The organism is Shinella sp. CPCC 101442, assembly GCF_024704725.1.
GTDB lineage: Bacteria > Pseudomonadota > Alphaproteobacteria > Rhizobiales > Rhizobiaceae > Shinella.
The window spans coordinates 267258-292552 of sequence record NZ_JALIQS010000003.1 but is presented as its reverse complement, the minus strand read 5'-3'; the positions used below and the strand labels follow the sequence as shown (position 1 = coordinate 292552).

Annotated in this window: 24 protein-coding genes; 18 read left to right on the top strand and 6 right to left on the bottom strand. The window is 63.1% G+C overall.

All coding sequences use genetic code 11. The features are described from left to right. Nucleotides 1-10 precede the first annotated feature (10 nt). From ccoO to ccoP, 3 genes are read left to right on the top strand one after another with little or no spacing between them, the layout of a single operon-like run. The gene (gene ccoO, locus MUO32_RS12015; protein WP_069058481.1) at nt 11-742 is read left to right on the top strand and encodes a cytochrome-c oxidase, cbb3-type subunit II; all 732 of its coding nucleotides are present in this window, start codon (nt 11-13) and stop codon (nt 740-742) included. 10 nt (nt 743-752) lie between these two features. Then, nucleotides 753-905, top strand: a complete 153-nt coding sequence (locus MUO32_RS12010; protein ID WP_069058482.1) for a CcoQ/FixQ family Cbb3-type cytochrome c oxidase assembly chaperone — start codon at nt 753-755, stop codon at nt 903-905. A gap of 2 nt (nt 906-907) precedes the next feature. After that, the gene (gene ccoP / locus MUO32_RS12005; protein WP_257948531.1) at nt 908-1771 is read left to right on the top strand and encodes a cytochrome-c oxidase, cbb3-type subunit III; all 864 of its coding nucleotides are present in this window, start codon (nt 908-910) and stop codon (nt 1769-1771) included. Nucleotides 1772-1819: 48 nt separating this feature from the next. Here the strand turns inward: ccoP and MUO32_RS12000 are convergent, their stop codons facing one another. From MUO32_RS12000 to MUO32_RS11985, 4 genes are all read right to left on the bottom strand, one after another. Continuing rightward, entirely contained in the window at nt 1820-2557 is a 738-nt protein-coding gene (locus tag MUO32_RS12000; protein ID WP_257948530.1) for a GGDEF domain-containing protein, read from the bottom strand. 118 nt (nt 2558-2675) lie between these two features. Beyond that, the gene (locus tag MUO32_RS11995; protein ID WP_257948529.1) at nt 2676-3032 is read right to left on the bottom strand and encodes a VOC family protein; all 357 of its coding nucleotides are present in this window, start codon (nt 3030-3032) and stop codon (nt 2676-2678) included. Next, complete coding sequence (locus MUO32_RS11990; RefSeq protein ID WP_257948528.1) at nt 3029-3445, bottom strand: SRPBCC family protein; 417 nt, start codon at nt 3443-3445, stop codon at nt 3029-3031. The genes MUO32_RS11995 and MUO32_RS11990 overlap by 4 nt, the downstream gene beginning before the upstream one ends. A 64-nt stretch (nt 3446-3509) precedes the next feature. Beyond that, the gene (locus MUO32_RS11985; protein ID WP_257948527.1) at nt 3510-4265 is read right to left on the bottom strand and encodes an AraC family transcriptional regulator; all 756 of its coding nucleotides are present in this window, start codon (nt 4263-4265) and stop codon (nt 3510-3512) included. A 121-nt stretch (nt 4266-4386) separates the two neighbouring features. Here MUO32_RS11985 and ccoG point away from each other — a divergent pair, with 121 nt between their 5' ends. From ccoG to MUO32_RS11955, 6 genes are all read left to right on the top strand, one after another. Then, complete coding sequence (gene ccoG / locus MUO32_RS11980) at nt 4387-5958, top strand: cytochrome c oxidase accessory protein CcoG (protein WP_257948526.1); 1572 nt, start codon at nt 4387-4389, stop codon at nt 5956-5958. Next, the gene (locus MUO32_RS11975; RefSeq protein ID WP_257948525.1) at nt 5958-6458 is read left to right on the top strand and encodes a FixH family protein; all 501 of its coding nucleotides are present in this window, start codon (nt 5958-5960) and stop codon (nt 6456-6458) included. The genes ccoG and MUO32_RS11975 overlap by 1 nt, the downstream gene beginning before the upstream one ends. Beyond that, complete coding sequence (locus MUO32_RS11970; RefSeq protein WP_257948524.1) at nt 6455-8749, top strand: cation-translocating P-type ATPase; 2295 nt, start codon at nt 6455-6457, stop codon at nt 8747-8749. Before MUO32_RS11975 ends, MUO32_RS11970 begins: the two co-directional genes overlap by 4 nt. Next, nucleotides 8746-8901: a cbb3-type cytochrome oxidase assembly protein CcoS gene (gene ccoS, locus MUO32_RS11965; protein ID WP_257948523.1), complete on the top strand. Its 156-nt coding sequence runs from the start codon at nt 8746-8748 to the stop codon at nt 8899-8901. The genes MUO32_RS11970 and ccoS overlap by 4 nt, the downstream gene beginning before the upstream one ends. A gap of 170 nt (nt 8902-9071) precedes the next feature. Next, nucleotides 9072-10502, top strand: a complete 1431-nt coding sequence (gene gndA, locus MUO32_RS11960; RefSeq protein WP_257948522.1) for an NADP-dependent phosphogluconate dehydrogenase — start codon at nt 9072-9074, stop codon at nt 10500-10502. A gap of 242 nt (nt 10503-10744) precedes the next feature. After that, nucleotides 10745-10966, top strand: a complete 222-nt coding sequence (locus MUO32_RS11955; protein ID WP_257948521.1) for a DUF2798 domain-containing protein — start codon at nt 10745-10747, stop codon at nt 10964-10966. 15 nt (nt 10967-10981) lie between these two features. On the opposite strand, the gene MUO32_RS11950 is transcribed toward MUO32_RS11955, so the two are convergent. Further along, nucleotides 10982-12019 carry a LacI family transcriptional regulator gene (locus MUO32_RS11950; protein ID WP_257948520.1) on the bottom strand — a complete coding sequence of 346 codons (1038 nt, stop codon included), beginning with the start codon at nt 12017-12019 and terminating at the stop codon, nt 10982-10984. Nucleotides 12020-12432: 413 nt separating this feature from the next. Between MUO32_RS11950 and MUO32_RS11945 the strand changes: the two genes are divergently transcribed. The 9 genes from MUO32_RS11945 (at nt 12433) to MUO32_RS11905 (ending at nt 23941) form a co-directional block, all read left to right on the top strand. Continuing rightward, nucleotides 12433-13668, top strand: coding sequence for an ABC transporter substrate-binding protein (locus MUO32_RS11945; protein ID WP_257948519.1), 1236 nt, complete (start codon nt 12433-12435; stop codon nt 13666-13668). Between the two features lie 63 nt (nt 13669-13731). Continuing rightward, complete coding sequence (locus MUO32_RS11940) at nt 13732-14634, top strand: carbohydrate ABC transporter permease (RefSeq protein WP_257948518.1); 903 nt, start codon at nt 13732-13734, stop codon at nt 14632-14634. Nucleotides 14635-14737: 103 nt separating this feature from the next. Further along, nucleotides 14738-15565 carry a carbohydrate ABC transporter permease gene (locus MUO32_RS11935; protein ID WP_257949207.1) on the top strand — a complete coding sequence of 276 codons (828 nt, stop codon included), beginning with the start codon at nt 14738-14740 and terminating at the stop codon, nt 15563-15565. Nucleotides 15566-15568: 3 nt separating this feature from the next. Then, nucleotides 15569-16657, top strand: a complete 1089-nt coding sequence (locus tag MUO32_RS11930) for an ABC transporter ATP-binding protein (protein ID WP_257948517.1) — start codon at nt 15569-15571, stop codon at nt 16655-16657. An 84-nt stretch (nt 16658-16741) separates the two neighbouring features. Further along, a complete protein-coding gene (locus MUO32_RS11925) occupies nt 16742-19201 on the top strand; it encodes a glycoside hydrolase family 2 protein (protein ID WP_257948516.1) in 2460 nt (819 codons plus the stop codon). Nucleotides 19202-19216: 15 nt separating this feature from the next. Further along, nucleotides 19217-19978 (top strand): sugar phosphate isomerase/epimerase, encoded by a 762-nt coding sequence (locus MUO32_RS11920; RefSeq protein ID WP_257948515.1) that lies wholly within the window; start codon nt 19217-19219, stop codon nt 19976-19978. A 12-nt stretch (nt 19979-19990) separates the two neighbouring features. Further along, nucleotides 19991-21124 (top strand): Gfo/Idh/MocA family protein, encoded by a 1134-nt coding sequence (locus tag MUO32_RS11915; RefSeq protein ID WP_257948514.1) that lies wholly within the window; start codon nt 19991-19993, stop codon nt 21122-21124. Nucleotides 21125-21220: 96 nt separating this feature from the next. Continuing rightward, nucleotides 21221-22252: an L-glyceraldehyde 3-phosphate reductase gene (gene mgrA, locus MUO32_RS11910; RefSeq protein ID WP_257948513.1), complete on the top strand. Its 1032-nt coding sequence runs from the start codon at nt 21221-21223 to the stop codon at nt 22250-22252. A 78-nt stretch (nt 22253-22330) separates the two neighbouring features. Then, nucleotides 22331-23941, top strand: a complete 1611-nt coding sequence (locus MUO32_RS11905) for a glycoside hydrolase family 43 protein (protein ID WP_257948512.1) — start codon at nt 22331-22333, stop codon at nt 23939-23941. Here MUO32_RS11905 and zigA read toward each other — a convergent pair whose 3' ends face one another. Beyond that, the gene (gene zigA, locus MUO32_RS11900) at nt 23942-25147 is read right to left on the bottom strand and encodes a zinc metallochaperone GTPase ZigA (RefSeq protein WP_257948511.1); all 1206 of its coding nucleotides are present in this window, start codon (nt 25145-25147) and stop codon (nt 23942-23944) included. It lies immediately after the preceding gene. Nucleotides 25148-25295: the final 148 nt, after the last annotated feature.

Below are 25295 nucleotides of genomic sequence, written 5' to 3'. Positions count from 1 at the left end.
AGGGGACGCGATGTCCATTCTTGATAAACACGCCATCCTTGAACGCAACGCGACGCTTCTCCTCGTTGGCTCGCTGCTCGTCGTCTCTATCGGCGGCATCGTCGAGATCGCCCCGCTGTTCTACCTCGAAAACACCATCGAGAAGGTGGAGGGCATGCGGCCTTACTCGCCGCTGGAACTCGCCGGTCGCGACATCTACGTCCGCGAGGGCTGCTACACCTGTCATAGCCAGATGATCCGGCCGTTCCGCGACGAGGTGGAACGCTACGGGCACTACTCGCTGGCGGCGGAGTCGATGTACGACCATCCGTTCCAGTGGGGTTCGAAGCGCACGGGGCCGGATCTCGCCCGCGTCGGCGACCGCTACTCGAACGAGTGGCACGTCCAGCACCTGATCGAGCCGCGCTCGGTCGTGCCGGAATCGGTGATGCCGAGCTACGCCTTCCTCAAGGAAACGCCGGTCGATGTGAAGGCCATCTCGATGCACCTGTCGGCCAACCGCGCCGTCGGCGTGCCCTATACGGACGAGATGCTGGAAAACGCGGCGGCCGACATGAAGGCGCAGGCCGATCCGAATGCCGACACGTCCGGCATCGAGGCGCGCTATCCGAAGGCCAAACTCGGCGACTTCGATGGCGACCCGGCGAAGCTCACCGAAATGGACGCGCTTGTCGCCTATCTGCAGATGCTCGGCACGCTGGTGGACTTCTCCACCTATGACGACGCCGCCGGTTACCGCTGAGGAGGGGCCCATGGAAACCTATACCGCCATGCGCCACTTCGCCGACAGCTGGGCGCTTCTCGCCATGACGCTGTTCTTCCTGGCCGTCGTCGCCTTCGTCTTCCGCCCCGGCGCCCGCAAGGCCGCCGAACGGGCCGCTGAAATCCCTCTCAAGGAGGACTGATCATGGCCGAGAAACATATTGACGAAATCTCGGGCGTCGAAACCACCGGCCACGAATGGGACGGTATCCGGGAACTCAACAACCCGATGCCGCGCTGGTGGGTCTGGACCTTCTACGCCACGATCCTCTGGGCAATCGGTTACACGATCGCGTTTCCGGCCTGGCCGCTGATTTCGGATGCGACGACCGGCATGCTCGGCTGGTCGAGCCGCGCCAACATCGCAACCGAGCTTGCCGATGCGAAGCAGGCGCAGTCCGCCTTCGTGGATCGTATCGCCAAGTCGTCGCTGCAGGAGATCATGGCAGATCCGCAGCTCTCGCAGTTCGCGATCGCTGGCGGGGCCTCGGCCTTCAAGGTCAACTGTGCGCAGTGCCATGGTTCCGGTGCGGCCGGCTTCGTCGGCTTTCCGAACCTCAACGACGACGATTGGGTCTGGGGCGGTACGGTGGATGACATTTACCAGACGATCGCGCACGGTATCCGCCATCCCGGCGACGACGAGACCCGCGTCGCGGAAATGCCCGCCTATGGCGAGATCCTCGAACCCGACCAGATCAAGCAGGTGGCCGCCTATGTCGTCAGCTTGACCGGCACTCCGTCTGATGCAGGCCTCGTCGAACCCGGCAGCCAAGTCTTCGCCGACAACTGCGCGGCCTGCCACGGCGAGGATGCCAAGGGCAACCGCGAGATGGGCGCCCCGAACCTTGCCGACGCCATCTGGCTGAAGGGTGAGGGCGAGGCCGCTATCGCCGCACAGGTCAAGGCTCCCAAGCACGGTGTCATGCCCGCCTGGCTGCCGCGCCTCGGCGATCCCTCGGTCAAGCAGCTCGCCATCTTCGTCCATTCCCTGGGCGGCGGCGAGTAAGCTTTGGGGCCATAAGAAAGAAAAAGGCCGCGGTTTCCGCGGCCTTTTTCATGCGACGACCATGTTTCGGCCCGAGGATTTCGCGCGATAGAGGTTGCGGTCGGAGGCTGCGAGCGCTTCCGCCGGATTGAAGCGCGGCGCGCAGTGGAAAGCCCCGATACTGATGCCGAGCGGGATGCGCTGGCCGGAGGACGAAAACAGGTCGATGGCTTCCACCGCCTCGCGAACCGTCTGGGAGTGGTCGAGCATGCGCGCGGGCGAGGCGGCATTCAGGAAAATCGCGAACTCCTCGCCACCGAGACGACCGACGATGTCATCCTCCCGTGCGAGTTCCGAGAGAAGAGCGCCGACACGTTCCAGCGCCGCGTCGCCCGTCGCGTGGCCGAAACGGTCGTTGATCGACTTGAAGTGATCGAGATCGAGGAACAGCAGGCCGCCATGCATGCCGGCCTGGCTCCGGGTCTCGAGTTCCGTCATGAATGTCGCGCGGTTGAGGAGACCGGTCAGGGCATCGCGCCGCGCCTGATGCTGGAGGCGCGTATAGGCGGCGGCCAGTTCGTCCCGTGCCGCCGCGAGCGCCGTGTTTGTCGAGCGCAGCTTCTCCCCGAGATAGAAATGCACGAGCGAGGCGGGGATGGAGATCACGATCGGGCAGGCGATGGTCATGACGAGGCCGGCGCCCGCGACCTGGCCACCCATCAACGGCACGAAGGCGAAGCTGATGAGGAGCGATGCCAATGTGGAGAGCACGGCGACCGCCAATGTCTTGCCGAGGATTTTGTACATGAAACGGGCCCGCGTTCGTTGGATCGCAAGCCCTGCCTTAGGAGCGTCCGATTGAGAAAGCCTGAATTCGTTCGTTAAAAATCATCAGGGCAATCACATTGACGTTACGGGAAGCAAGTTAACGGTCGGACCAGACAGCCAGCTCGTAACCATCGGGATCGGCGAACTGGAAGCGCCGGCCGCCGGGGAACGCGAAAATCGGCTTCACAATCGTTCCTCCCGCTTTCTCAACCCGGCCGAGCGCATCTTCGAGGTCGTGGGCAAAGAGGATGACGAGTGGGCCGCCCTTGGCGGAAACCGGCGCCAGCGTCGTGAAGCCGCCGGTGAGGCGGCCATCCTGGAATTCGCAATAGCCCGGGCCATAGTCGGTAAAGGTCCAGCCGAAGGCGTCGGCGTAGAAGGCCTTGCTTCTGGAGATGTCGGCAACGTTGAATTCGATATAGTCGATCTTGCGATCGGCACCCTTGCCACTCATCGCGGGCTCTCCTTGTCTTCCATAAGTTTTTTCAGGGCTTCGAGATCTCGAGCGATATGCGCCGCATCCGACTCAAAGGCTGCATCGTCCATATCCGGCTGGCGCAGCAGCGTGAACATCACTTCCGCATCAGCGCCGTTCGGCACGACGCGCAGCGCGTTGTCGACGACCATCCCGTTCGGCAGCGTCACCCGGTGGTCGATGACGCCGAAATCGTTGGGCGGGGCGAAGCGCACGCGCACATCGCCGATCGGTCCGCCGTCGGCGATCCAGTCGTCGCCATCGCGCGTGAGGCCTGCGGCAAGGCCGGAGGCCCAGAGCGGCATGTTTTCCGGCTGGGCGGCAAAAGCGTAGACCGCGCGCCAGTCGCGTTTGATGGTCCGGTGAATGACGCGGGCGGTTGAGGTGGTCATCTGTCGTCTCCTGTTGGCGCGAGCTTACGCGATCAGGGGCCGTTGTCTTGAATGAAACGGACAATCAGCCGCGCATCTGCCGCAGAATTTCCCCGGGCGTGAGGCTCGTCAGAGCCAGCACGTCGCGGTTCATATGCGCCTGGTCGGCGAAGCCGGTCTCGGCCGCGAGATCAGCCAACGCGCTGTTTTTCTCGCCGATGCGGCCAAGCAGCGTCTGAAGCCGCAGGATGCGCGCAAGTGTCTTGGGCCCATAGCCGAATTCCGCGGTGCTGATGCGCCGCAGGGTGCGTTCCGTCACGCCAAGCTCGGCCGCAATGGCCTTCGCCGGCAGGCTGGCGCTCAGCCTTTCCAATGCTGCGGCATCGCGCCTGATCGCTGGCAGGTCGTGCATCTCCTTGGCGAAGATTTCCGTCAGCAACCGAAGGCGTTTCATCGGGCTACCGGTCGCAAGCAGGTGCTCGTGATGGGAATTGAAGCCACGGGGACGCAGATCGTCGAGGGCAACGACTTTGCCGGCGAGGGCATCGAGGTCACAGCGCAGCAGATGGCGGGCGATGCCCGGCCTGAAGCGCAGGCCAAGAATGGTCGTGCCTGGAGCCAGGATCGGAAAGGCCGCGGTGCGGTCAGGGCCGGCGATGACAAAGCCCTGTTCGCTCCACAGCAGATCGACGCAGCCATCCGGCACCACCGCGATACGCGCGCCAGCGCCTTCCGTCGGCGCACTGTGCAGCCAGGCGCAACGAATGGTGCCGGAAAGTGCGTCTCCCACCGCGAATTCACGGTAGTCGCCGTAGCGTTTCGCCAGAATCGTGCCCTTCATCCGCGGCCTTCCGTGCGGCAACCCGCCACGCTGCTCTGTGCTCAAAACTTGACGTAGATCAACGATAGCGGGGGCTGTTGGCGTCATTGTGGTGGCACAACGACAGGTGCGGCCGAATCCCATGCAGAAGACTACCACCACGATCTACAATTCCATCGAACGCCACGACGCCGAGCCCGTCAACTCGGCAAAGGTGCGCAAGCCGCTCTACGAGAAGCGCAAGAAGATTTTTCCTAAGCGCGCCGAAGGCCGGTTCCGCCAGTTCAAGTGGCTGGTCATGCTGGTCACGCTCGGCATCTATTACCTGACGCCGTGGATTCGCTGGGATCGCGGCCCGCATGCGCCGGATCAGGCGGTGCTGGTCGATCTCGCCGGCCGGCGGTTCTACTTCTTCTTCATCGAGATCTGGCCGCAGGAGTTCTTTTTTGTCGCCGGCCTGCTGGTCATGGCGGGGTTCGGGCTCTTCCTCGTCACGTCGGCGGTCGGCCGCGCCTGGTGCGGTTACGCCTGTCCGCAGACCGTCTGGGTCGATCTCTTCCTCGTCGTGGAGCGCGCCATCGAGGGCGACCGCAATGCCCGCATCAAACTGGACACCGGACCGTGGACCCTCGACAAGGTCTGGAAGCGCGTCAGCAAGCATGTCACCTGGCTGGTGATCGCGGTCGCGACCGGCGGTGCGTGGATTTTCTATTTCGCCGATGCCCCGACGCTGCTCGTCGATTTCGTCACCCTCCAGGCCCCGCCGGTCGCCTACATCACCGTCGCTGTCCTCACGGCAACCACCTATGTGCTCGGCGGCCTCATGCGCGAGCAGGTCTGCACCTATATGTGCCCGTGGCCGCGCATCCAGGCGGCGATGCTGGATGAAAGCTCGCTGGTCGTCACCTACAACGACTGGCGCGGAGAGCCGCGCACGCGCCACGCCAAGAAGGCGGTCGCGGCCGGCGAAAGCGTCGGCGATTGCGTGGATTGCAATGCCTGCGTCGTCGTCTGTCCCATGGGCATCGATATCCGCGAAGGCCAGCAGATGGAATGCATTACCTGCGCGCTCTGCATCGATGCCTGCGACAACGTGATGGACAAGATCGGCAAGGAGCGGGGCCTGATCGCCTATGCGACGCTTTCGGACTATTCGGCCAACATGGCGCTGGCGACCGGCGGCGGCACGCAGGCGATCGATCCCCAGCGCGTGCGTGACGCGGAAGGCAAATTCGACGGCAGGATCAAGCATTTCGACTGGCGCATCATTTTTCGCCCACGCACGCTGCTCTATTTCGGTGTCTGGTCGCTGGCGGGCCTCGGCCTCGTCTTTGCGCTTCTCTCGCGCGATCGGCTGGATCTTAACGTCATCCACGACCGCAACCCGCAATTCGTCGTCGAATCGGACGGCTCGATCCGCAACGGTTACGCGGTGAAGCTGCTCAACATGATCCCCGAGCCGCGCGTCATCACCGTCTCGATCGTGGGCATGCCCGGTGCGACCATGAAAATTTCTGGCCACGAGAGTGCCGATGCCCGCAGCGTCGACGTGCCTGCCGATCCGGACAAGGTGACGGCGCTGCGCGTCTTCGTCACCCTGCCGAAGGACAAGCTTGCCGAGGCCGCAGAGGGCTTCCAGATCATCGCCGAGGACCGGCAGGGCCACGAGCGCGACGTCTATTCCGCCAATTTCAATACGCCGGGAGCAAAGTGATGGCCACTGGGAACAAACAACAGCAGGGCTTCGTCTTCACCGGGTGGCATATGCTCGGCATCATGGTCCTGTTCTTCGGAACGATCATCACCGTGAACCTCATCATGGCCTGGAATGCCTCGAACAGCTGGAGCGGCCTCGTGGTGCAGAACACCTATGTCGCCAGCCAGCAGTTCAACGGCAAGGTGGCCGAGGCCAAGGCCTTTGCGGCGAGTGGCATCGAGGGGAACCTCACCATCGAGGCTGGACGCGTCACGTACCGTGTCGTGGACGCCAAAGGCGAGCCCGTCATCGCCAATGACATCATTGCGACCTTCAAGCGCCCGGTAGACGAGCGCGAGGACTTTACGCTGGCGCTGGAGTCGGAAGGGCTGGGGCTCTTCGTCGCCGAGCGCGATATCACGGCCGGCCAGTGGATCGTCGATATCAGCACGAAGCGCGACGGCACGAAGGTGTTTCACCAGACCGTGCGCACCGTCGTCGCAGGAGGGGCGAAATGAGCTGCTGCGCACCCGGCACGGAAGGTGCCCTCGAAGCCGGGCGCGCAAGCCATGCGCTGCCCTCTTCGGAAGAACTGATGCTGTCGAGCCGTCCGCTGGGGGACGGTTTGCGCCAGAGCGATCTCAGCGTGCCCGGCGTGCATTGCGGCGCCTGCATCACCACCGTCGAAGGCGCCGTGAACGCCCTGCCGGAAGTCGTGCGCTCACGTGTCAATCTCTCGACACGCCGCGTCTCGGTCGTCTGGAAGGAAGAGGTCGAAGGCCGGCCCACCGATCCGCAGACCATTGCCGCCGCCATTCGCGCGACGGGCTATGACACGCATCTCTTCGCGCTCGGCGCCGAAGGCGACGACCGTCTGCGCAATCAGCTGATCCGCGCCGTTGCGGTCGCTGGCTTTGCGGCGACCAATATCATGCTGCTGTCGGTGTCCGTCTGGTCGGGCGCCGAAGATGCGACGCGCGACCTCTTCCACTGGATCTCCGCCTTCATCGCCGGCCCGACGCTGATCTATTCCGGCCGCTTCTTCTATCAGTCGGCCTGGAACGCGCTGCGCCACGGTCGCACCAATATGGACGTGCCCATCGCACTCGCCATCACGCTCTCCTACGCCGTTTCGCTCTGGGAGACGCTGCACAGCGCCGAGCACGTCTGGTTCGACGCGACCGTAAGCCTTTTGTTCTTCCTGCTCATCGGCCGAACGCTGGACCATGTCATGCGCGACCGCGCCCGCTCGGCCATAACAGGCCTTGCACGTCTCTCGCCGCGCGGCGCCATGGTCGTGCTACCGGACGGCACGCGCGACTACCGGCCCGTCGAGGATATCGCTGTCGGCGAACACCTTTCCATCGCTGCCGGCGAGCGCATTCCCGTCGATTGCCGCGTGCTTTCGGGCATGAGCGATATCGACCGCTCCATCGTCAATGGCGAGAGCGATCCGCTGGCCGCGTCGCCCGGCATGCAGCTTGAGGCCGGCGCCATGAACCTCACCGGTTCGCTGCTGGTGGAGGCCGTCGCGACCGCCCGCAATTCCTTCCTGTCCGAGGTCATCGGCCTCATGGAGGCCGCCGAAGGGGGCAGGGCGCGTTACCGGCGCATTGCCGACCGCGCCGCGCAGATCTATTCGCCGGCCGTGCATCTGCTGGCGCTCGTCTCGTTCCTGGGATGGGGTGTTTATGATGGCGACTGGAAGCATGCCATGCTCGTTGCCATCGCGGTCCTCATTATCACCTGCCCCTGCGCGCTCGGCCTTGCCGTTCCTGTCGTGCAGGTCGTGGCGGCCGGCCGGCTCTTTGCCGGCGGCGTGATGGTCAAGGACGGTTCGGCCATGGAGCGTCTTGCGGAGATCGACACGGCCGTCTTCGACAAGACCGGCACGCTCACACTCGGCAAACCGCGCCTCGTCGATCGCGACCAGGTGAACCGCGCAAACCTCGCGCTTGCGGCTGCACTCGCCACCCATTCGCGCCATCCGCTTTCGCTTGCTCTGGCTGGCGCGATTTCCGGCCCCGTGCCCATTTTCGACGCGGTGAAGGAGGTGGCCGGCGGCGGCCTTGAGGCCAAGACCCCGCAAGGCCTGCTGCGTCTTGGCAACCGCGCTTTCGCCACCGGCAAGGCCTTGGATGGCGAGGAGGGGCATGGACTTTCGGAGGTCGTGCTGTCCTGCGACGGCGTGGCGTTGGAAACCTTCCGCTTCGAGGATGCCCTCCGTACGGGGGCCGGCGAGGCGATCAGCGCCCTCAAGCGGGATGGCATCGACATGGCGATCCTGTCCGGCGACCGTGCGCCCGCCGTCGGCCGCATTGCCGGTGCGCTGGGCATCGCCCGCTGGCGCGCCGCGCTCTCGCCGCGCGAGAAGACCGAAGCCGTGGCAGAACGTGCCGCCAGCGGCCACCGCGTGCTGATGGTCGGCGACGGCATCAACGATGCGCCGGCGCTCGCTGCCGCCCATGTCTCGATTGCGCCCGCCACGGCGGCGGATGTCGGAAGGCAGGCTGCGGACTTCGTCTTCCTGCATGAGAGCCTGGAGGCCGTGCCCTTCGCCTATGAGACCGCCCGCCGTGCCGGCCGTCTCATCCGGCAGAATTTTGCGCTCGCCGTCGGGTACAACGTCATCGCCGTGCCGATCGCCATTCTCGGCCACGCCACGCCGCTGATCGCCGCCATCGCCATGTCCACATCGTCGATCATCGTGGTGGTCAATTCGCTTCGGCTGCGCACCCGGCTGCCGGCTTTCGCAGCGCGCGCTGCAGACGAGGCCCGTCCGGTCAAGCCTATGGTGCAAGTCGCATGAACACGCTGATCTTCCTCATCCCCATCGCGCTTCTTCTCGGCGCGCTCGGTCTTGGAGCCTTCCTCTGGTCGCTGAAGAGCGGCCAGTACGACGATGTCGAGGGCGCGGCCTGGCGTGTTCTTGACGATGGCGACGACCGGCCGGGTCCGTGATTTCAAACAGTTCTAAAAACGCTGTTTCAACAAACATTTGCTTGTCGTAAATCGATTTGAATGCCAAAACACCACCGCTGGAGCAAAGCTCCCAAATGCTCTTTTAGCGCGGCGTTTTCGGTATCGGTCCGGAAAATTCCCCCGCCGCGCCATCCTACGGAGGTATGAACGTGGCACAGGCGGAAATCGGGCTTATCGGTCTCGGTGTTATGGGATCGAACCTTGCGCTCAACATTGCCGAGAAGGGCAACAAGATCGCGGTTTTCAACCGCACGGTCGCGCGCACCAGGGAATTCTACGAAGAAGCCGGCGACCTCAAGGGTCAGATCGTGCCCTGCGAGACGATCGAAGAATTCGTCGCCGCCATCCGCCCGCCGCGCCCGATCATTATCATGATTCAGGCCGGTGCGGCCGTCGACCAGCAGATGGAATTGCTGCGCCCCTATCTCGAAAACAACGACATCATGATCGATGCCGGCAATGCCAACTTCCGCGACACGATGCGCCGCTTCGATGCGCTGAAGGATTCGGGCCTGACCTTCATCGGCATGGGCGTTTCCGGTGGTGAGGAGGGCGCGCGCCATGGTCCGTCCATCATGGTCGGCGGCAAGGAAGATAGCTGGAAGCGCGTCGAGAAGGTGCTGACCTCGATTGCCGCCAAGTACAACGACGACCCGTGCGTTGCCTGGCTCGGCGAAAACGGCGCCGGCCACTTCGTGAAAACCATCCATAACGGCATCGAATATGCCGACATGCAGATGATCGCCGAAATCTACGGCATCCTGCGCGACGGCCTGAAGATGAGCGCCACCGAGATCGGCGAGGTCTTCGGTCAGTGGAACAAGGGTCGTCTCGAATCCTACCTGATCGAGATCACAGAAAAAGTCCTCGCCGCCAAGGACCCGATCGCCGGTGGTCCGATGGTCGACATGATCCTCGACAAGGCCGGCCAGAAGGGCACCGGAAAATGGTCCGCCATCGAAGCCCAGAACATGGGCGTGCCGGCAACCGGCATCGAGGCCGCCGTTGCCGCCCGCTCCATCTCCTCTTTCAAGAGCGAACGTGAGGCCGCCGAAAAGATCCTCGGCCTGCCGGATGTGCCGGCGCTTCAGGTTGCCGACAAGGCCGCCTTCATCAGGGACCTCGAAAGCGCGCTGCTCGCCGGCAAGATCGGCGCCTATGCGCAGGGCTTTGCCGTGATGGCCGCTGCCTCGAAGGAATATAACTGGAACCTGCCGATGCCGACGATTGCCAAAATCTGGCGCGCCGGCTGCATCATCCGCTCGCAGTTCCTCGATGAGATCACCAGCGCCTTCACCAAGGCGCCGGATGCGGCCAACCTCATCGTCACCCCGGCCTTCGCCACGATGGTCAAGGATACCGATGCAGCGCTCCGCCGCGTCGTCTCCGCCGCCGCGCTGCATGGCCTGCCGGTCCCGGCACTTGCCTCGGCGCTGGGCTATTTCGACAGCTACCGTCGCGGCCGCGGCACGGCCAATGTCATCCAGGCCCAGCGCGATTTCTTCGGCGCCCATGGCTTCGACCGCCTCGACGGTGCCGATAGCCATCATGGCCCGTGGGGTTCCGGCCTCAACGCCTGATCATATGCGCTTACGAAACCGCCCGCGAAAACCTTTCGCGGGCGGTTTTTCTTTTGGTGCTTCCGCGCGAGCGTTGACAGTCCGCCGGGCTTTGACTACGCGGAAGAAGCCGAAAAATGCATGGCCGGTTGGTTATCCCGGTCCTCGTGTCATCAACGAGATTTAGTCGCTTCGCGAACCCACGGCGCCAACCTCAACCGGGGTGGTGGCGTCGCGCTCCACCCGTATTCCGTGGAGTTTTCATGTCCAAGACAAAAACCGTCATTCTCGCCCAGGTCTTCATTTCCGGGATGATGGCGTGCCTGATGACCGGCTTCTTTTCGCTTCTGAAACTCGGCCCGACACTCCTGTGGCTCGACATGTGGGCGCATACCTTCGTCGTCGCCTGGCCGGTCGCCTTCGTGTTCTCGCTGATCGTCGGGCCGGTCGCTTTCAAGCTCGCGCATGCGATCTTGAAAACCTGATGCGTCGATAAGGCGTCATTCCGTCGGGATCGGATAGCTCAGCGTCTGGAGCTCTTCCGGCGGAATACCCTCGATGCGGGCGATGACGGCCTTGGCAAGCTCTCGGCCGGCGAGGCGGATGTCCTCGCGCATGGTGACGACTTCGGGCCGCAGCCATTGCAGGAACATGTGCGGCTCCTTGGAGACCATGTCGATTTCCTGGCCGAGTTTAAGGCCATTCGCTTCCAGCGCTGCGATCAACGCGACCGCGCCGCCGCCGCTGCCCGAGACGATGCCGTCGGGTGCATCCGGCCCGCTGAACACTCCCTCGGCCGCCTCGCGGATGTCGAGCAGGCTGTTGTCGAGGTTCACGGTGTTGAAGGGAACCGCCGTCGCGCCGAAATCGCGCACGCCACGCTCGAAGCCGCCGCGCATATGCAGGTAGAAGGTGAGATAGGGTGGCGGCTGAAGCAGGATCAGGCGTTTGCGGCCCATTTCGACCAGCCTGCGCACCGCTTCATAGGCGAAGCGCTCATTGTCGAAGTCGTGATAGGGATGGGAAAAGCCCATTTCCGTGCGGCCGTGCGTCGCGAAGGGGAAGTTGCGTTCCATCATCAGGGCGACGCGCGGATCTTTCGGCTCGGTGCGCGAGATGATGACGCCGTCGGCGGCACCCGTCTCCAGCACATAGCGCACCGGGTCGAGGGCGTTGCCCTGCGTTCGATAGGGCGTCACCACGAGATGGTACTGCGTCGAGGCGAGAATTTCCGAGATGCCGATGACCATCGGGCTCGTCAGGCCCATGATCTCTTCCTCAAGGCTGAGGATGAGGCTGATGACATTGGTCTTGCCGGTGCGGAGACGCACACCGGCGCGGTTTGGCTGATAGCCGATCTGGCGCGCGACGAGGCGCACGCGCTCCTTCGTCTCGGCGCTGATGTCCGGCGCATCTTTCAGGGCACGGGAAACGGTGGTGATGCCGAGGCCGGTCATGAAGGCGATCGTCTTCAGCGTCGGCCGTTCATTGGAGGGCGGAAGCGCTGCCGCCTGGCCCTCGCTCTTCTTGTTGTCCATCCCCTGCCTGCACCTCTCCATATGAGCGGCCGGTTATACATTTTTTAACCCCGGCCGCTACTCCCTCCCGAAGACGACTATAAATCTGTAACGATACAGGTGTTTTGTCGAGGAGGAATTTCCTGAAATTTTCAGCCGATCGGCTTTTGACCCGGCATTGCACCGCAAACTCATAATTTATGCATCTGCGAAAATACTGCTGCAGGATCGATTCGAGATTTTGCTGTAAATATAATAATATCAATTATTTGATTGATGTTTTTGGTTCTTTTCTTGCTCGGATAACAATGGTCGAAAAGCCCGAAGATCATGCATCTGAAAGAAATCTCGCATTAATTCCTCAAGCCCTGTTGCGCGATTAAATCGATTGGACTACGTTTTTCCGGCAACGTTTCAGTGAGGGAGGAGAACTCATGAAAATTCGCTCTATGGCTGCTATCCTGGCAGCGACCGTGGTCCTGCCGTTCGCCGCAGCCAATGCGACCGATCTCGAAGTGACCCATTGGTGGACGTCCGGCGGGGAGGCCGCGGCGGTCGCCGAGCTTGCAAAGGCATTCGATGCGACTGGCAACAAGTGGGTAGACGGCGCCATTGCCGGCTCCGGCGGTACGGCCCGTCCGATCATGGTCAGCCGCATCACCGGCGGCGATCCGATGGCCGCCACGCAGTTCAACCACGGCCGCCAGGCCGAAGAACTGGTCGAGGCCGGCCTGATGCGCGATCTCACCGATGTCGCGACAAAGGAGAAGTGGAAGGAGATCATCAAGCCGGCGAGCCTGCTCGACAGCTGCACGATCGACGGCAAGATCTATTGCGCGCCGGTCAACATCCATTCCTGGCAGTGGCTCTGGCTGTCCAACGCCGCCTTCGAAAAGGCGGGCGTCGCCGTGCCGAAGAACTGGGACGAGTTCGTCGCAGCCTCTCCGGCGCTTGAAAAGGCCGGCATCGTTCCGCTCGCCGTCGGTGGTCAGCCCTGGCAGGCGGCCGGTGCGTTCGACGTGCTGATGGTCGCCATCGCCGGCAAGGACAACTTCTACAAGGTGTTCAAGGACAAGGACGAGGAGGTCGCCGCCGGCGCCGATATCGCCAAGGTCTTCAAGGCCGCCGACGATGCCCGCCGCATGTCCAAGGGCACTAATGTGCAGGACTGGAACCAGGCCACCAACATGGTCATTACCGGCAAGGCCGGCGGCCAGATCATGGGTGACTGGGCGCAGGGCGAGTTCGCGCTCGCCGGCCAGACGGCCGGCAAGGACTATACCTGCCTTCCGGGCCTCGGCGTGAACGAGATCATTTCGACTGGCGGCGACGCCTTCTACTTCCCGCTGCTCAAGGATGAGGAAAAGTCCAAGGCGCAGGAAGTGCTGGCCTCGACGCTGCTGGCGCCTGCGACCCAGGTCGCCTTCAACCTGAAGAAGGGCTCGCTGCCGGTGCGCGGCGACGTCGACCTCGCCGCCGCCAACGACTGCATGAAGAAGGGCCTCGACATCCTTGCCAAGGGCAACGTGATCGAGGGCACGGACCAGTTGCTTTCGGCCGATAGCCAGAAGCAGAAGGAAGACCTCTTCTCCGAATTCTTCGCCAACCCGTCCATGGCGCCGGAAGACGCCCAGAAGCGTTTCGCCGACATCATCGCTTCGGCGGAGTGATCAGCAAGCGGCCGGCGCTTGCGCCGGCCGTTCTTCCTGATCGAGACCAAGGAGGAGTGACCCATGACGGGCCAGGCACACACCGGTCGCCCCAGCAAATTGCTGCGCAATCTGAATTCCAAGATTGCATCCATTCCCATGATGCTTACGGCCGTCGTCATCTTTCTGGGCGGCACGGTCTGGACGGTCGTTTATTCGTTCACCAATTCCAAACTGCTGCCGCGCGCGAAATTCGTCGGTCTCGACCAGTACGAACGCCTGTGGAGCGCACCGCGCTGGATCGTCTCGATCGAGAATCTCGCGATCTACGGCGTCTTCACGCTGGTGTTCAGCCTCGTGGTCGGCTTTCTGCTGGCGGCTCTGATGGACCAGAAGATCCGCTTCGAAAATACCTTTCGCACGATCTTCCTCTATCCCTTCGCACTGTCCTTCATCGTGACCGGCCTCGTCTGGCAGTGGATCCTGAACCCGGAATTCGGCGTTCAGTCCGTCGTGCGCTCGCTCGGCTGGACGAGTTTTACCTTCGACCCGCTCTACAATGCCGACATCGTCATCTACGGCGTGCTGATTGCCGGGTTGTGGCAGGGTACGGGGCTCGTCATGTGCCTGCTGCTCGCGGGCCTGCGCGGTATCGACGAGGATATCTGGAAGGCGGCGCGCATCGACGGCATCCCGATGTGGAAGACCTATCTCTTCATCGTCATTCCGATGATGCGGCCGGTCTTCATCACCACCCTCGTCATCATCGCGAGCGGCATCGTCAAGGTCTACGACCTCGTGGTGGCGCAGACGAGCGGCGGCCCGGGCATCGCCTCGGAAGTACCGGCGAAATATGTCTACGACTACATGTTCCAGGCCCAGAACCTCGGCCAGGGGTTCGCCGCCTCCACCATGATGCTCGTCACCGTCGCGATCATCATCGTGCCGTGGGCCTATCTCGAGTTCGGAGGACGCAAGCGTGGCTGAGACCGTTTCCATCAAGCCCGGCCCGGCGCTTGCCGCCGCCACCAGGGCGGGCATCGAACCCCGCGGCGCCAAGCCCCGCCGCGCTCTTTCCGGCCGCAACATCATGCTCTACGGCACGCTCATTGTCGCTGCGCTCTACTATCTGCTGCCGCTCTACGTGATGGTCGTGACCTCCATGAAGGGCATGCCGGAAATCCGGCTCGGCAATATCTTCTCGCCGCCGCTCGAAGTGACTTTCGAGCCCTGGGCCAAGGCCTGGGCGACGGCCTGCACCGGCCTCAACTGCGATGGCCTGTCGCGCGGCTTCTGGAACTCGGTGCGCATCACCGTGCCCTCGACGCTGATCTCGATCCTCGTCGCCTCGGTCAACGGCTATGCGCTCGCCAACTGGAAGTTCAAGGGCGCGGACCTGTTCTTCACCATCCTCATCGTCGGCGCCTTCATTCCCTATCAGGTGATGATCTATCCAATCGTCATCGTGCTCAGGGAAATGGGCATCTACGGCACGCTGACCGGCCTTGTCATGGTTCACACCATCTTCGGCATGCCGATCCTGACGCTGCTTTTTCGCAATTACTTTTCGTCGCTGCCGGAGGAGCTGTTCAAGGCGGCGCGCATCGATGGCGCCGGGTTCTGGCAGATTTATTTCCGCATCATGCTGCCCATGTCGCTGCCGATCTTCGTCGTGGCGATGATCCTGCAGATCACCGGCATCTGGAACGACTTCCTGTTCGGCGTGGTGTTCACGCGGCCGGAATATTACCCGATGACCGTGCAGCTCAACAACATCGTCAACTCCGTCCAGGGGGTGAAGGAGTACAACGTCAACATGGCCGCGACTTTGCTCACCGGCGCGGTTCCGCTCTTCGTTTACTTCGTGTCGGGACGCTTGTTCGTCCGCGGCATCGCCGCCGGCGCAGTCAAGGGTTAAGCCATGCAGAAATCCGTCTCCATCAAGGACCTTTCGTTGAGCTTCGGTGCGGTCAACGTGCTGGAAAACCTCAATCTCGACATCGGGGAGGGCGAGTTCCTCGTGCTGCTCGGCTCGTCCGGTTGCGGCAAGTCGACCCTTCTCAATTGTATCGCCGGCCTGCTCGAGCCGACTGGCGGGCAGATCTTCATCAAGAACAAGAACGTCACCTGGGAAGAGCCCAAGGACCGGGGCATCGGCATGGTGTTCCAGTCCTATGCGCTCTATCCGCAGATGACGGTGGAAAAAAACCTCTCTTTCGGCCTGCAGGTCGCCAAGATGCCCAAGGCGGAGATCGACAAGCGCGTCGCCCGCGCCTCCGAAATCCTGCAGATCGGTCCGCTGCTGAAGCGTAAACCTTCGGAACTCTCCGGTGGCCAGCGCCAGCGCGTGGCGATCGGCCGGGCCTTGGTACGCGATGTCGATGTCTTCCTGTTCGACGAGCCGCTGTCCAACCTCGATGCCAAGCTGCGCTCGGAACTGCGCGTGGAAATCAAGCGACTGCACCAGTCGCTGAAGAACACGATGATCTACGTTACGCACGACCAGATCGAGGCGCTGACGCTCGCCGACCGGATCGCCATCATGAAGAGCGGCGTCATCCAGCAGCTTGCCGATCCCAACACGATCTACAACGCGCCGAGAAACATGTTCGTCGCCGGCTTCATCGGTTCGCCGTCGATGAACTTTTTGCACGGCGAGATCGCCGAGAAGGGCGGCAAACCGGTCTTTGTCGCCAACGGCGTCGATTTCTCACTCGATGGTTATACAGCGGGCGAGCGGCTCCAGGCCGGTCGCAAAGTCGTTCTCGGTGTGCGCCCGGAGCATGTGAAGGTCAACGAGGATATTCCCGGTGCCGACCTCCATCAGGCGACCGTCGATATCGAGGAGCCGATGGGCGCCGACAACCTGCTCTGGCTGAAACATGCCGGCCACACCATGTCGGTCCGGATCGCCGGGGCCCGGCGTTTCGCACCGGGTACGGCGGTGCGGCTTGCCTTCGACATGGGGCTTGCCTCGCTGTTCGATGCGGGCACCGAGGAGCGGATTTAAGTCCGCTCTTTCACGAAAACCCTCTGGCCCTGCGGCCGGAGGGACATACCTTCCTGCGGCAAGAGAAACCGCCCAGACATTGCCATGACCCACACATCCGATATTACCTCCATCGACCTTTCTGGCATCTGGACCGTTACCAGCACGGACGCGGAGAAATCCGCGCCGATGCGCGTGCCGGGCGACGTGCATAGCGCGCTGCTTGCCGCCGATCTCATCCCTGATCCCTATGCCGGCCGAAATGAACGGGATGTGCAGTGGGTGGCGGAGAAGGACTGGGCGATCGAGCGCACCTTCGAGGTCGCGCCGGAAATGCTGGAGGGCGACTGGTATCTCGATATCGGCAGCATCGACACGGTCGCCTCGGTCTATGTGAACGGCGTGCTGGTGCTCGACACCGACAATTGCTTCCGTCGGTACCGGCCCGATGTCACCGATGCGCTGAAGACCGGCAAGAACACGCTGAAGGTGCTGATCCATTCGAGCGTCACGGCGGGAGCGCTGCGCCAGGCGGAGCAACCCTTTTTCATTCCGTGGTCCACCGGCAATTCGCCGATCCCCAACGGCAACATGCTGCGCAAGCCCCAGTGCCATTTCGGCTGGGACTGGAATATCGCCATAGCACCGCTCGGCATCTATGGCGAAATCGTCCTGCGCAAGCTGGAGGCGGCGCGCATCGAACATGTCACGACGCGGCAGTTCCATCATGCCGATGGTACGGTCGATCTTTACGTCACCGCCACCTTCCATGCCGAACAGCCGGGCATCCTGCCTGTGCATTTCGCGCTCGGCGAGGAGCGGGTGCGGCTCGATATCGGCGTTAGTGCCGGCGAGACGCAGCTGACCCACATGTTCTGCATCGAGAAGCCGGCGCTCTGGTGGCCCAAGGGCCATGGCGAGCAGGCGATCTATGCCGTGCGCGTCGAGACGCCGACGGAGACGGTGGTGCGCCGTATCGGTCTGCGTCAGGTCGAACTCCTGATCGACAAGGATGAACCGGGCAGCCGCTTTGCCCTGAAGATCAACGGCCGTGAAATCTTCTGCCGCGGCGCCAACTGGATCCCCGCCGACGCGCTGCCCTCGCGCATCAATCCCGTTTCCGTGCGCGACCTGCTGCAATCGGCCGTCGATGCCAACATGAACATGCTGCGCGTCTGGGGCGGCGGCTTCTACGAGCCGGACTGGTTCTACGACCTCTGCGACGAGCTTGGCCTGATGGTCTGGCAGGACTTCATGTTCGCCTGCAACCTCTATCCCTCGACCGTCGATTTTCTCGACAACGTTGCCGTAGAGGTGGACTACCAGGTCAAGCGGCTCGCCTCGCACCCTTCGATCGTGCTGTGGTGCGGCGACAACGAATTGGTCGGCGCGCTGACGTGGTTCGATGTCAGCCGCGAGAACCGCGACCGCTACCTCGTCTCCTACGACCGCCTCAACCGCACCATCGAAGTGGCGATGAAGAAGGCCGCGCCGGGCGCGATCTGGTGGCCGTCGAGCCCGGCCTCCGGCTATCTCGATTTCGGCGATGCCTGGCATGCCGATGGTTCCGGCGACATGCACTACTGGTCCGTCTGGCACGAGAACAAGTCGTTCGACAATTACCGCACCGTGCGGCCGCGATTCTGCTCGGAATTCGGCTTCCAGTCCTACACGTCCATGCCGGTCATGAAGAGCTTTGCCGACCCGAAGGACATGAACATCGCGTCGCCCGTGATGGAGAGCCACCAGAAGAATGCCGGCGGCAACGAGCGCATTGCCGGCACGATGTTCCGCTACTTCCGCTTCCCCAAGGATTTCCCGAGCTTCGTCTATCTGAGCCAGATCCAGCAGGGGCTGGCCATCCGCACCGCCGTCGAATACTGGCGGTCGCTCAAACCCCATTGCATGGGCACGCTCTACTGGCAGCTCAACGACACCTGGCCGGTCGCCTCCTGGTCGAGCCTCGACTACGGCGGCAGCTGGAAGGCCATGCACTATATGGTGCGCCGCTTCTTCCAGCCCGTCGCCGTTGCCGCCATCCCCTCGAAGGATGGCGAGACCATCGGCTTCTCCGTCGTCAACGATACGGCCGAAAGCGTCACGGTGAAGCTCGATACCTGGCTCGTCTCGCTCACCGGCGAGCGCCGCCCGTATCGCAACGCAGAGGGTGCTTGCGGCCCGGACAAGGCGGAAATGCTATTTTCCGTCTTCGCCGCCGACCTGCCGGAGGACACGCTGCTCTTCTGGTCCTTCGAGGCTTCGAATGGCATGAAAGGCGAGGGGCACCACGTCTCCGGCACCTACAAGGCGCTCGATCTCGAAGCCTCCCGCCTGACGCTCGACACTGCGGCGCGTGACGGCGGCGCTTTCGCCGTCACGGCCTCGGCGAGCGGCCTTGCGCTGCATGTCATGCTGGAAGCCGACATTGCCGGCCGCTGGTCCGACAATGCCTTCGATCTGACCGCAGGCGAACGCAAGACCGTGATCTTCACGCCGGCCGAACGCGGCGCGGTTCCCCAATTCCACTGGCTCGACCTTCATTCCTGCCAGACCCATCAAGACTGAAACGAGGAGACATTCATGCAGACGGTCAGTTTCCAGCTTTACAGCGCCCGCAACTTCCAGCCATTCGCCGAAATCTTCCGCATCCTCGCCGATGCCGGCTACAGCCAAGTCGAGGGCTACGGCGCGCTCTATGCCTCGCTCGACGATGCCGCCATCCAGCAGGTGAAGGCCGATCTCGACAGGAACGGCCTCACCATGCCGACCGCCCATTTCGGCCTCGATATGATCGAGGACGAACCGGATCGTGTCATCGAGATTTGCCGCACGCTGGGCATCGAGGCGGTCTATTGCCCCTATCTCCTGCCGGAGCACCGCCCGACGGATGCTGCCGGCTGGCGCGCCTTCGGCGAACGCCTGCAGAAGGCCGGCGAACCGATCCGCAAGGCGGGCCTGACTTTCGGCTGGCACAACCACGATTTCGAGTTTTTTGCGCTGCCTGACGGTTCCGTGCCGCAGGACCACATCTTCGCCGGCGGCCCGGACCTGTCCTGGGAAGCGGATATCGCCTGGATCATCCGCGGCGGCGCCGACCCGTTCGCCTGGATCCAGAAATACGGCAACCGCATCACCGCCGTGCACGTCAAGGACATTGCGCCGAAGGGCGAGAATACCGACGAGGACGGCTGGGCGGATGTCGGCCATGGCACCGTCGCCTGGGGCGATCTCGTCAAGGCGCTCGCCGGCACGCCGGCAAAACACTTCATCGTCGAGCATGACAATCCCAAGGACATCACGCGCCTTGCCTCACGCTCGATTGCAACCATCAAGGCATTCTGAGGACAGACCATCATGAGCAAGGAATACGGAGTCGGCATCATCGGCTGCGGCAACATTTCGGGCGCTTACTTCAAGCTGATCCCGATGTTCAGGAACCTGAAGCTTGTCGCCTGTGCCGATATCAACCCCGCAGCCTCCAGGGCGCGCTCGGAAGAGTTCGGCGTGGAGGCACAGGAGATCGACGCGCTGCTTTCCAATCCGGCGGTCGATGTCGTGATCAACCTGACGGTGCCGGAGGCGCATTATCCCGTTTCGAAGGCGGCGCTGGAGGCGGGCAAGCACGTCTATTCGGAAAAGCCCTTCGTTCTCTCCATCGAACAGGGCGAGGACTTGCGCCGCATCGCCGACGCCAAGGGCCTCAAGGTCGGTTCCGCGCCGGATACCTATCTCGGCGGCTCGCATCAGTTCGCTCGCCACATCATCGACAGCGGCAAGGTGGGGAAAATCATGTCGGGCACGGCGCATGTGCTGAGCCCCGGCATGGAGAGCTGGCATCCGAACCCGGACTTCTTCTTCGCGCCGGGCGGCGGGCCGATCCTCGATCTCGGTCCCTACTACGTCAACAACCTCGTCAATCTCGTCGGTCCGGTGAAGCGCGTCGTGGCGCTTGCCAACAAGTCACGCGAGGAGCGCATCATCGGCAACGGTCCACGTCTCGGCGAGGCGGTGCCGGTCATCGTCGCGACGAACATCCACGCCATCCTCGAATTCGAGAACGGCGCGCAGATCGCGCTGATGGCGAGCTGGGATGTCTGGGCGCACCGCCACCAGAACATGGAACTCTACGGCACCGACGGCGCCGTCTTCGTGCCGGACCCGAACTTCTTCGGCGGCAAGGTGGAAGTGGCCGGCAACGACCGCGAGCCGAAGGAAGTGGAGGTTTGGGATCACCCGTTGACGGCCCAGAACTACCAGTTCGACTGGGGCACACAGGCCAACTACCGCGGCATCGGTCTTGCCGATATGATGGAGGCGGTGACGACCGGCCGCGACTATCGCTGCTCGCTCGACCGTTCGCTGCACACGATCGACGTTCTGACCGCGATCCTGCGTTCGGCGGAAGAGGGTAAGGCCGTCGATATCGTGACGACCTGCACCCAGCCGGAAGCGCTCGGTATCGAGGAAGCGCGCGCGCTGCTGCGCTAGATGCGAACAAACGCCGGCGAGGGGCGGATGTCCCTTGCCGGCCGGCACGACGGGGCTGTACGAAACACGTCCCGATTCAAATGAAGGAAATGGACCATGGCCTGGCAGCCGGCGGAAACCCGCTACGACAAGATGATCTACAACCGCGTTGGGCGCTCCGGCCTGAAGCTGCCGGCGGTATCGCTCGGCCTGTGGCACAATTTCGGCGACGACACGCCGCATGACCGCAAGGTCGATATGTGCCGCACGGCCTTCGACCTCGGCATCACCCATTTCGACCTTGCCAACAATTACGGTCCGCCCGGTGGCACGGCCGAAACTGCCTTCGGCGAGATCCTGCGCACCGATTTCAAGCACCTGCGCGATGAGCTGATCATCTCCTCCAAGGCCGGCTACGACATGTGGCCGGGTCCCTATGGCGAGTGGGGCAGCCGCAAGTACCTGATCGCCTCCTGCGACCAGAGCCTGAAGCGCATGGGCCTCGACTATGTCGATATCTTCTATTCCCACCGCTTTGATCCGGATACGCCGCTGGAGGAAACCTGCGGCGCGCTCGACCATATCGTGCGTTCCGGCCGCGCGCTCTATGTCGGCATCTCCTCCTACAATTCGCAGCGCACCCGCGAGGCGGCCGCGATCCTGAAGGCGCTCGGCACGCCCTGCATCATCCACCAGCCGAGCTATTCCATGCTCAACCGCTGGATCGAGGAGGATGGTCTCGTCGATACGCTTGAGGAACTCGGCATCGGCTCCATCGTTTTCACGCCGCTGGCGCAGGGCCTGCTGACGGCAAAGTATCTCGGCGGCATTCCGAGCGACAGCCGCGCGGCGCTGAACCACTTCCTGAAATCGGAATCCATCCGCCCTGAGATCCTCGACAATATCCGCAAGCTCAACGGCATCGCCGAGACGCGGGGCCAGACGCTGGCGCAGATGGCGATCGCCTGGGTGCTGCGCGGCGGGCGCATCACCTCCGCGCTGATCGGCGCCAGCCGGTCGTCGCAGATCGTCGATTGCGTCAAGGCGCTGGACAATCTCGACTTCTCGGCCGCCGAACTGGCTGAGATCGAGACCCTTTCGAACGGCGCTGACGTCAATCTCTGGAAGAGTTCCGCCGAGATCGACTGATCTTTCGGGCCGCCCGGCAAAACCGGGCGGCCTTTTTTGCGCATATTTTGACGCACGTGCATCATTTTGGAGGAAACGATGATCCGCAACCCGATCCTGCCGGGCTTCAACCCGGACCCCTCGATCTGCCGGGTGGGGGAGGACTACTACATCGCCACCTCGACCTTCGAATGGTATCCGGGCGTGCAGATTCACCATTCCCGCGATCTGGTGAACTGGACGCTGGTCAAACGGCCGCTGGAGCGCAGGAGCCAGCTCGACATGCGCGGCAATCCCGACAGCTGCGGCGTCTGGGCGCCGTGCCTGTCCCATGCCAACGGGTTGTTCTGGCTTGTTTATACCGACGTCAAACGCTTCGACGGCAGCTTCAAGGATGCGCACAACTATATCGTGACCGCTTCCTCCGTGGAGGGCGAATGGTCCGACCCGGTCTATGTCAATTCCTCCGGCTTCGACCCTTCGCTCTTCCATGACGAAGACGGGCGAAAATGGTTCGTCAACATGCAATGGAACCATCGCCCGGAAAACCACAACGGCGCTGCCCACAATGCCTTTGACGGCATCCTGCTTCAGGAATGGGATGCCGCGACAGGGCGTCTCGTCGGTCCCGTGACGAACATCTTTTCCGGCAGCCGGCAGGGCCTGGTGGAGGCGCCGCACCTTTTCCGGCGCAACGGCTGGTATTATCTCACGACGGCGGAGGGCGGCACGGGCTATGACCACACCGTCACGATGGCGCGGTCGAGGGCGATCGACGGCCCCTATGAGATGCATCCGGACATTTACCTGATCACCGCCAAGGACCACCCCGAGGCGCTGCTCCAGCGGGCCGGGCACGGGCAATATGTCGAAACGCCCGATGGCGCGGCCTATCACACCCATCTCTGCGGTCGCCCGTTGCCGCCCGAGCGCCGTTGCACGCTGGGGCGCGAGACGGCTCTGCAGAAATGCGTCTGGCGCGAGGATGGCTGGCTCTATCTGGAGCACGGCTCGCCGGTGCCGGCGGTCGAGGTTTCAGCGCCGGGCGGGGCGGTGCGGATCGAACAGCCGAGGCGTGTTTCCTACGATTTTTCCGATAGCGTGCTGCCGCCGGATTTCCAGTGGCTGCGCACGCCGGAGCCGGAGCGGATTTTTTCGCTCTCCGCCCGGTCCGGTCATCTGCGGCTCTTCGGGCGCGAAAGTATCGGCAGCTGGTTCGAGCAGGCGCTGGTGGCGCGCCGGCAGGAGCATCATGATTTCCGTGCCGAGACTGTGATCGAGGCCGAGCCGCAGGTCTATCAGCAGGTCGCGGGTCTGACGCACTACTACAACCGCTACAAGTTCCATGCGCTTGGTCTCACAAGGCACGAGGTGCTTGGCCGCGTTCTGACGATCCTGTCCTGCCCGGGGGATTTTCCGAGCGGCAACCTGACCTTCCCGGCCGGCAGCGGTGTCGCGGTGGGCGACGGACCGCTGGAACTGGCGGCGGAGGTGCATGGCAACGACCTCCAGTTCTTCTGGCGTCCGGCCGGTGCCGATGCCTGGCAGGCTATCGGCCCGGTGCTGGATGCCGGCGTGGTGTCCGACGAGGGCGGGCGAGGCGAGCACGGCTCTTTCACCGGCGCCTTCATCGGCATGTTCGCTTTCGATATTACCGGACGCGGGCGCGGCGGGGATTTTGCCCGTTTCAGCTACGCGGCACTCTCCTGATCAACCGGCCTGGCGGATCCAGAGCGGGAAGGGGTCCGGCAGGTTCGCCCAGCGGGCGGGCTCGTATGCCTCCGCCTCGATAAGGCAGGCGTCCAGCCGGCGGCGGATCTCGGCTTCATCCATCGGGTCCGCACCGATGAAGACGAGTTCCTGCCGCCGGTCGCCCCAGACGGGATCGGAGTAGCTGGCAATGGCCTCGCGCGCGGCCTTGTCCTGCGGCCAGTGCTGAGGCGGCACCGAGGCCCACCAGAGACCAAGCCGGCCGCTTCTCACCAGCGCGCCCGCCTGACTCATTTCGCCGACATGGTGCGGTCGTGTCGCCAGCCAGAAAAAGCCCTTGGCGCGGATGACGCCCGGCCAGCTTTCATCGAGAAACGCCTTGAAACGCGCCGGGTGGAACGGCTTCTTCGCGCGATAGACGAAGGAACGGACGCCGTATTCCTCGGTCTCCGGCACATGATCCTTGAAGCCGTGGAGTTCCTTGAACCACAGCGGATGTTCGCTCGCCTTGCCGAAATCGAAGAGCCCGGTGCCGAGGATGTCGGTGAGCGCGACGCGGCCGAAATCGGTTTCGATGATGCGCGCGGCGGCGTTGAGGCTGCCGATGATCTGACGGGCGGCGCGCAGATTGTCGGGGCTCGCTGCGCCGGTCTTGTTGAGCACGATCACGTCGGCGAATTCGATCTGCTCGACCAGGAGCTCCACCAGCGTGCGCGTATCGCCTTCGCCGGCCGTCTCGCCACGCTGGGCGAGAAAATCCTCCGAGCCGTAGTCCTTCAGGAGATTTGCGGCATCCACCACCGTCACCATCGTGTCGAGCCGCGCGACATCCGACAGGCTCCAGCCGCTTTCGTCGCGAAAGTCGAAGGTGGTGGCGACGGGCAGGGGCTCGGAAATACCGCTCGATTCGATCAGCAGGTAATCGAAGCGGCTCATCTGCGCCAGCCGCCGCACTTCTGCCAGAAGGTCGTCACGCAGCGTGCAACAGATGCAGCCGTTCGTCATTTCCACAAGCTGCTCGCCCGTGCGCGAAAGATCCGCACCGCCATCGCGAATGAGGGCGGCGTCGATGTTTACCTCGCTCATGTCGTTGACGATAACGGCGACGCGCAGGCCGCTGCGATTGTTGAGGACGTGGTTCAGCAGCGTCGTCTTGCCGGCACCGAGGAAGCCGGAGAGGACGGTGACGGGGAGGCGCGTGTCCATTGTTTTTACCTTTAATGTTATACTATTACATTTTGAGGTCTGAAAAAGGCGGGTCGATCCCGCCTGTGTTCTGTTCGATACGCACCCTTTCCTCCATCCCGCAGGATTTGATCCGGCAGGACAGAGGAAATGGAGCCATCCCGTCGTG